This window comes from Acidimicrobiia bacterium, assembly GCA_029210695.1.
Classification (GTDB): domain Bacteria; phylum Actinomycetota; class Acidimicrobiia; order Spongiisociales; family JAHEDJ01; genus JAHEDJ01.
In genome coordinates this window covers 1-6,523 of sequence record JARGFH010000105.1, presented here as the reverse complement: position 1 = coordinate 6,523, position 6,523 = coordinate 1, and the positions used below count along the sequence as shown (strand labels likewise).

7 protein-coding genes are annotated in these 6,523 nt (G+C 63.0%); 2 read left to right on the top strand and 5 right to left on the bottom strand.

Annotated elements, in window-relative coordinates; translation table 11 throughout:
- Nucleotides 1-11: 11 nt before the first annotated feature.
- The 5 genes from P1T08_18015 to P1T08_17995 are packed head-to-tail and all read right to left on the bottom strand — an operon-like array spanning nt 12 to nt 4,598.
- On the bottom strand, nt 12-1,367 hold the full coding sequence (locus P1T08_18015) for an ATPase, T2SS/T4P/T4SS family (GenBank protein MDF1597975.1): 1,356 nt from the start codon (nt 1,365-1,367) through the stop codon (nt 12-14).
- Nucleotides 1,364-2,110, bottom strand: a complete 747-nt coding sequence (locus P1T08_18010) for a chromosome partitioning protein (GenBank protein MDF1597974.1) — start codon at nt 2,108-2,110, stop codon at nt 1,364-1,366. The genes P1T08_18015 and P1T08_18010 overlap by 4 nt, the downstream gene beginning before the upstream one ends.
- A 37-nt stretch (nt 2,111-2,147) precedes the next feature.
- On the bottom strand, nt 2,148-2,849 hold the full coding sequence (locus P1T08_18005) for an SAF domain-containing protein (GenBank protein MDF1597973.1): 702 nt from the start codon (nt 2,847-2,849) through the stop codon (nt 2,148-2,150).
- A 1-nt stretch (nt 2,850) separates the two neighbouring features.
- Complete coding sequence (locus P1T08_18000; GenBank protein ID MDF1597972.1) at nt 2,851-3,747, bottom strand: hypothetical protein; 897 nt, start codon at nt 3,745-3,747, stop codon at nt 2,851-2,853.
- Nucleotides 3,705-4,598, bottom strand: coding sequence for a hypothetical protein (locus tag P1T08_17995; protein ID MDF1597971.1), 894 nt, complete (start codon nt 4,596-4,598; stop codon nt 3,705-3,707). Before P1T08_17995 ends, P1T08_18000 begins: the two co-directional genes overlap by 43 nt.
- A 526-nt stretch (nt 4,599-5,124) precedes the next feature.
- Between P1T08_17995 and P1T08_17990 the strand changes: the two genes are divergently transcribed.
- Together P1T08_17990 and P1T08_17985 are read left to right on the top strand one after the other, a co-directional pair.
- Nucleotides 5,125-5,328 (top strand): helix-turn-helix domain-containing protein, encoded by a 204-nt coding sequence (locus tag P1T08_17990; GenBank protein ID MDF1597970.1) that lies wholly within the window; start codon nt 5,125-5,127, stop codon nt 5,326-5,328.
- A gap of 88 nt (nt 5,329-5,416) precedes the next feature.
- The coding region (locus P1T08_17985) for a tyrosine-type recombinase/integrase (protein ID MDF1597969.1) at nt 5,417-6,523 on the top strand (1,107 nt) is incomplete at its 3' end.

Here is a 6,523-nt window from a genome sequence, read left to right as displayed (position 1 = left end):
AGAGCCCTCCTCTACGCCGGAAAACCCAACTGGAATCTACTCGCCACCATCACACCCCGCTGAAATCCGATGAGCCCTGAAAGGCCGGTCAGGTAGGCGGCGTCGAAACCAGCATCGACGAGATGGGCAAGCGTGTCATTGCGGATGGTCGGTCCTGGCGCCGGCATTGCCTTCCCGTCGGCGGCGGGTCGGTACACCTCGTTGGTAGCGATCTGACGGGCCTCTGCCTCCAGGACTTCCCGCACCGAGGTGACGCGGCGCATGCCGTCGACCCAGCCGAGGTGAACGATAAGGTCGACCGCGTTGGCGATCCACTTGTTGGAGGTTTCCTCATCCAAGCCCGCTTCCGCCGTATACATGCCGAGGCGGACGATGGCCCCCTTGGAGGAGTCGGCGTGAATGCTGGACATGGAACCGTCGTTGCCCTGGGACATGGCCCGCAACATGTCGACGACTTCGATTCCGCGGATCTCACCGACGATCACCCTGTCGGGGTTCTGGCGCAGGGTCGCTCGTACGCAGTCGGCCAGTGTGGCTTCGCCTCGGCCTTCGATGTTGGCGCCCCGACGTTCCCACATGACCTGGTCGGGGTGGAGGTCTGTGAATCGGTCCAGCCCGATCTCGAGGTTGTCCTCGACGGTCACCACCCTTTCTTCCGGGGGGATTTCGTTGAGTAGGCATCGCAGCATCGTGGTCTTGCCGGTGTTCGTCCCTCCAGCCACGATCAGGTTGAGCTTGGCTCGCACCGCCGCCCCGAGAAACTCCGCCAATCCTTCATCGATCACTCCGAGATCAATCAGGTGTTTCAGGCGATAGATGCTGAAGTCGTGGCGGCGGATCGTGATGGCCGGCCGACCAGTCAGACCCATCACCGCATGCAAGCGTTCCCCGCCGGGGAGTTGGAGGTGGAGCTCCCAGGACACCTGGTCCCAGCGCTTCTCAGACCTACCGATTCGCCGGGCAGCGGTGGAGACCATTTCGATCAGGTCCCGGTCCGAGTCGGCGGCCGGTTCGCCCCGGACCTTGGTGCCGTCCCGGTATACCAGCCACACGTTGTCACAACCGTTGACATGGATATTCGAGACGTCCGGGTCGTTGATGTAGGGCTGGAGACGCCCAAGTCCGTGGACTCGATCGAACACCGCCTCAGCCAGGTCGGATTCGGCTGAGGCGTCCAGTGGGGTCTGACCGCTCCGGTAGGCGTCCTCGGCGAGACGCGCCAGTTCGGCGGCGATCAACGAGCGAGTCAAGGCCTGTTCGTCTTCGACGCTCAACGGATCACTCCCGTCAAGGGTCCGGAGACGCTCAGACAGCTTCTCGGCCACCGTCCGGTGTAGCCGCCGCCCGAGGTCGCCGTTGCCGCTCACGAACCGGCCTCCCGTGCAACCTCCGCCACCCGGATCGCCGGCGCCGAACCGGACTCCTCGCCGACATCGGGCCCAGTAGCGGGTATCGCGAGACGGTCTGCCAGAGTTCCCACCGATCGAACCAGCGGGGACCGGCGCAGGTCACGCACCGCACCGTGCGTACCGGTCAACACCCCTGCAGCACGAGGATCCCAGGCGATCACACCCGCCACCGGAACACCCAAGGTGCCGGTCACATCATGGGCCCCATAGGGCTGGTCACCGACCAGCAGCAGGCTGGCATCCACTCCCGAGTGGCGAAGCGACCCGACACGGTGGGCTGCAGGTCGAAGCTGATCCAGAGTGGAACGCGTCAACACCATGAACGCACCTGCCCCAAGAAGGGGACCGACCGCAGGGAAACCCGAAGCCAACCGGCCACAGTCGACAATGACGTCAACAGCGCTGTGGGTAGCGGACCAGGCCGCCAGAGCTCCCGCGAGATCCCGCAACACAGCATGAGCCTCATCCGCCGAGGCCGGACCGACCAGCACCCGAACCCCACCCGGAAGCTGTTGCGCATGCTGCCAGACCACGTCGTCATCGAGGCCTCGACGCCCCACAGCCGCCAACGAAGACAATCCAGGTGTATCGCCCAGACCGTATCGGGCCGCGATCACCCCACCAAACGGATCTGCTTCAACCAACAGGCCGCGGCGATGCTCCGGCCACGTAGCTGCCAACGCCAGCGCCGTGGTCGTCACACCGGAGACCCGTGGGCAGAACCCAGGCACACCAGGCTCACCCGTCCACCCCCGGATCCGCCACGAGGACCAGCCGAACCCGGCCGGCAGCTGCTGCCCTCGCCACCTCTGAAGCCGCCTCGGCGCTCATACGCAGCGAGACGAACCGATCCCCCTGCGTACCCAACTCAGCGACATCGAACACTTCCGCCGACGCAACCACCGTGTCGGCCGCTGCGTCGCCTGCCTCGGCCGACACGGGATCAATCAGAACCACGTCAACTCGATCACCGGGCGCTAACAACGGAGTCGGATACTCCCCAGGCGAAAGCGCCAAGCCGACAACACCCTCCCCGGCGTCGAGGAGACTCCGGGAGACGAAATGGGCGGGCGTAAGAATCGTCCCCGCCTCCAGATCGGCCACAGCCGTCAACCCCACCAACCCGGAGGCAGCCTCCGACGACAGCGTCGCGATCGGATCATCGGTCGCCACATACACCACCATCAGGTCACCCGACCCAACAACCTGACCCCTCTCCACCGGCTGGGCCAGGGCCAACACCGGCTCACGGGCCGCGGCGCGCGAGAACAGCACTACCGCCACCAGCGCACTTATCGCCACCAGGAACATGGCGATCAATAGCTGGGGTACCTGCACCTTGCGACGTGGCGGCTCCAGCCGGAAAGGACCGGCTTTGCCTTGCCCGTTCCCAGATGGGTCCGTCCGCCTCGTCGATGGGCTCGTGGCGCTCCGGTTCACTTCAGCCTCCCGTCTCCACCGCTTGGATCTCGCCGACCGCCACCCCAAAGGCAGCAGCCAGATCGACGGTGCCAAACACCCCTTGGTACACGTCGTTGATCCACCACTCGAACTCCCACGTCACCGTCACCGACGCCTCGAAACGCCCCTCCGGCTCGCCATAGGAGCTGTGCTCGTAGGTGTACGAGCAATCCGAAGCGTCCTCCGACAACCCCGAGGTCCACACCACACCCGGTCCCAAACAGGTAACACCGCCCCCATCGCCCATCACCCAACGGGCATGAGTCGGCGTTGCCCACACGGTCACCGTCGTCAGGCCGCGACTCTCAGAGACCTCAATCGGCGACCAGACCGCCGCATCGAGCCACAGCCAGGTTCGAACATGCACGAACGCTTTCTGCGAAAGCGGCGGACTCGTCCGGGGCTCGGGCGAAGGAGGCTCAAGACGTGCGGCCACCTCATCACGCACGTTCTCCGCTGAAACGCCCGCCGGCGCATCTACGGCATAGTCGTATACGTAGGCCGACATTCCGTCCCGCCAACACTCCACGTGCAACCAGCGGTACTCCCCCGCCATGTCAAGACCTAGATCAGCGATATCCGCCGATGTCAGGTTGCCGGTGAGGCGACGCTCGACCGTGTCGCCCCCCTGATACACACCGACAACATCGGCGCAGTAGACGCTCCAGAGTCCGTGGACAGTCACCCCGCTGGATGAGCCTGGAGAGTTCTCATCGCATTCGGCGACCACTTCTCCACCCCGGTCGTCGATCTGCCCGCTTCCGGAACAAGCCTGACCAAGGGCGGGCGGCGACGAGCCGACGAACGTCGAAAGCACGATGACGAACGTCAGTACTAGACGGAGGGAAGTCCTCGAATGGTCGGCGCAAACTCGCATGCGAAATCCACCTGTCCTTGTAGGTCCGAAACTTTCCAACGCCCACCGTCGAGCACCATGAGTGCAGATCGAAGGTTCCGCTGACCTTCCCGCACGGGCGGGTCGCCGGGAAGGCGCTCGTTGGTGTCCACGTCATATAGGCCGAAATCCAGGGCGGGTTCGAAGCAGTCGAGGATCACAATCTCGGTCGGACTCCGGACCTCGATCACCTCCGGATGCGTAGTGGGACGACCTCGGAGAGCAATTCCCTCGGCCTGGTGTTCCTGGAGCAATCCGATGATGAAGCTCCTTTGGGGCTCCACGAGCACCTGATCGAGGAGAGGGCTATCGGGATTGGGCGGGTCCCAGAACCCGACCTGCGCTTCGTAGTAAGCCCCATACCCGGCGATTGCCGCGCCAGCCATCTCCTCGGGTACACAACCACCACCACTCGGAATCCGAACAGCGTCAACGACCCAGCCCTGCTCAGTCAGAAGCAGATCCGCCTGGTACCAGACACCAACGGTGTCGTTGAGGGCCGGCGAAAGCAGCACACAATCCTCGATAGAGGCCCGATCCGGATTCAAGCTGGTAACCGTGGCGTGGAGCACAACCTCGGTCTCAACCGGACCAAGCCCCGAAGAGCGCTGACGCTCGAAAAGGACGAGAGCACCATCGACCACGTCCGGGGAAGCGACCGTATCGAGAGGCGCCCGATCGAGATCATCCGAGGCCCGCACCTCCACCCACGCATCCCAAAAAGCGCTCCATCCGTCGACCACATCTTCAGTGGGTGGAAGCGTCGACGTCACTGCAATCAACGTCGACGAACTCGTTGAAGTCGAAAGTGGGCCCGAAGATGTGGACGTCACCGGTGGAATCGACGACGTTGTCGTTGACTCACTAGAGCCCGAGGTGCAGGCACTCAAGACCAGCAACGCCGCCATAGCAACGCCCGCAACAGACGGCGGCCGGGTCAGGCCGCAGAAACCGATTGACCAGCGTCCACAACTCAAACGGCTACCCCTCACTCCCAGTAGCCGTTCCCACCCTACGCGTCTGAAAACGCAGTTGTCGGAACAAACTGGGAAAGACATCTCATTATCCACCTAAGGGGCACCTTCGAACACGTGACGCGACGACCCTGTCAGAAACCCTCCAACTGCCCGAAGGACAGACCTCACACGAGTGAACGACATCGTCATACCAAGACGATCGCGTCCAACCCTGTCAGCAGAGTGTCAGTAGCCCTGTCAGTAACCCTGTCAAAAACCCTCCAACGCCGAAACCCCTTGGTCCGGAGCGGGAGACAAACGTTCTGGCCCCGCTGCCTTCACATGTATCCGAAAGACGTCGAAATGGCATTCAGCTGACAGGGTCGGCGCGCACGATGGTGCCATGGATCGACTCGATCAATTGCTGACAGTGAGAGAGCTCGCGGTCTACTTGGACGTGCCGGTAGCTACCCTCTACGCATGGAGACACCGCCGACAAGGCCCTCCCGGCTTCAAAGCAGGTAGACACCTCCGGTATCGACTCGGCGACGTCAAACGATGGATCGCCGAGCAACTCCAGGAGACCGGCACCCTTCCTCGGCGCTAGGGCATCGTTGGACCAGCCACCCGAACCATCGGGTGGCGTAGTCGTGCATACTGGGAAACGGTATTGACCGGGCGACCGCGAGGTGAACATGGCGAGGGGCGCAATCGATCGACGTGGGAACGGCCGCTATCGGGCCCGATACGAGGGCCCTGATGGCCGGTGGCACAGCCGGACATTCGACCGCAAGACAGACGCTGAGAAATGGCTTACGGATCAGCTGGCAAGGGCTAATCGTGGCCAGTGGATCGATCCAAACGGCGGACTCATTTCATTCGCCGACTACGCGACCAGTTGGCTCATGGCGAAGTCGCGAATCAAACCGAAGACTCGGGAGGGATACCGGTCGCTGCTCGAATCACGCATCCTTCCGACTTTGGGTCGAACCCGACTCGCGACTATCGATCGATCGATGGTGGGCTCCTGGGTGCGTTCGATGACGCAAGAGGGCCTGTCGGCATCGCGGATCCGCCAAGCCCACCAATGCTTGGCAGCGATTCTCGAACAGGCTGTCGACGACGGAGTGATTGGGCGAAATCCGGCAAGAAGAGTCGAGCTGCCCCGACTCCGCGAACCGTCCCACCGCTACCTCACAGCCGAACAGGTGACCCGATTGGCTGAGGCGATGCCGAGCGGCCAACACAAGACAATGGTATATGTGCTCGCATACGGAGGCCTTCGATGGGGCGAACTAGTGGCACTACGCCGTGGTCGGGTCGATGTTCTCCGTCGCAGGCTCCAGATAACACAGTCCGCAACGGAAATCGCCGGACGCCTCGATTTCGGAACGACAAAGAACAACCAGTCGCGAACCGTTCACCTTCCGGCCTTCGTTTCCGAGTTCTTAGGCCGGCACTTGGAGGATGTCGAAGACGCTCCGGGAGCACTGGTGTTCACCGCCCCACGCGGAGGGCCACTCCGGTACCCGAACATGAGAAAGGCCGTCTGGGATCGTGCGCGCGAGCAATCCGGCGAGGATCTCGTCGATATCACACCCCACGACCTGCGTCACACGTGCGCGTCGCTGATGAGAGCGGCAGGTGCGGATGTGAAAGCCATCCAACAGCAGCTCGGTCACCGCAACGCAACCGTCACGTTGAACACCTACGTGCACCTTTTCGAAGGTGATCTCGCCGAATTGATGGACCGCCTAGACACCCACTCCACGACCGGATCGCGTCCTGAGCGCGTCCTGGGC

Excerpts from the sequence above, each read along its gene's own strand:
- P1T08_18000 (MDF1597972.1), bottom strand. The coding sequence starts at position 3,747 with ATGCGAGTTTGCGCCGACCATTCGAGGACTTCCCTCCGTCTAGTACTG.
- P1T08_17990 (MDF1597970.1), top strand. The coding sequence starts at position 5,125 with ATGGATCGACTCGATCAATTGCTGACAGTGAGAGAGCTCGCGGTCTAC.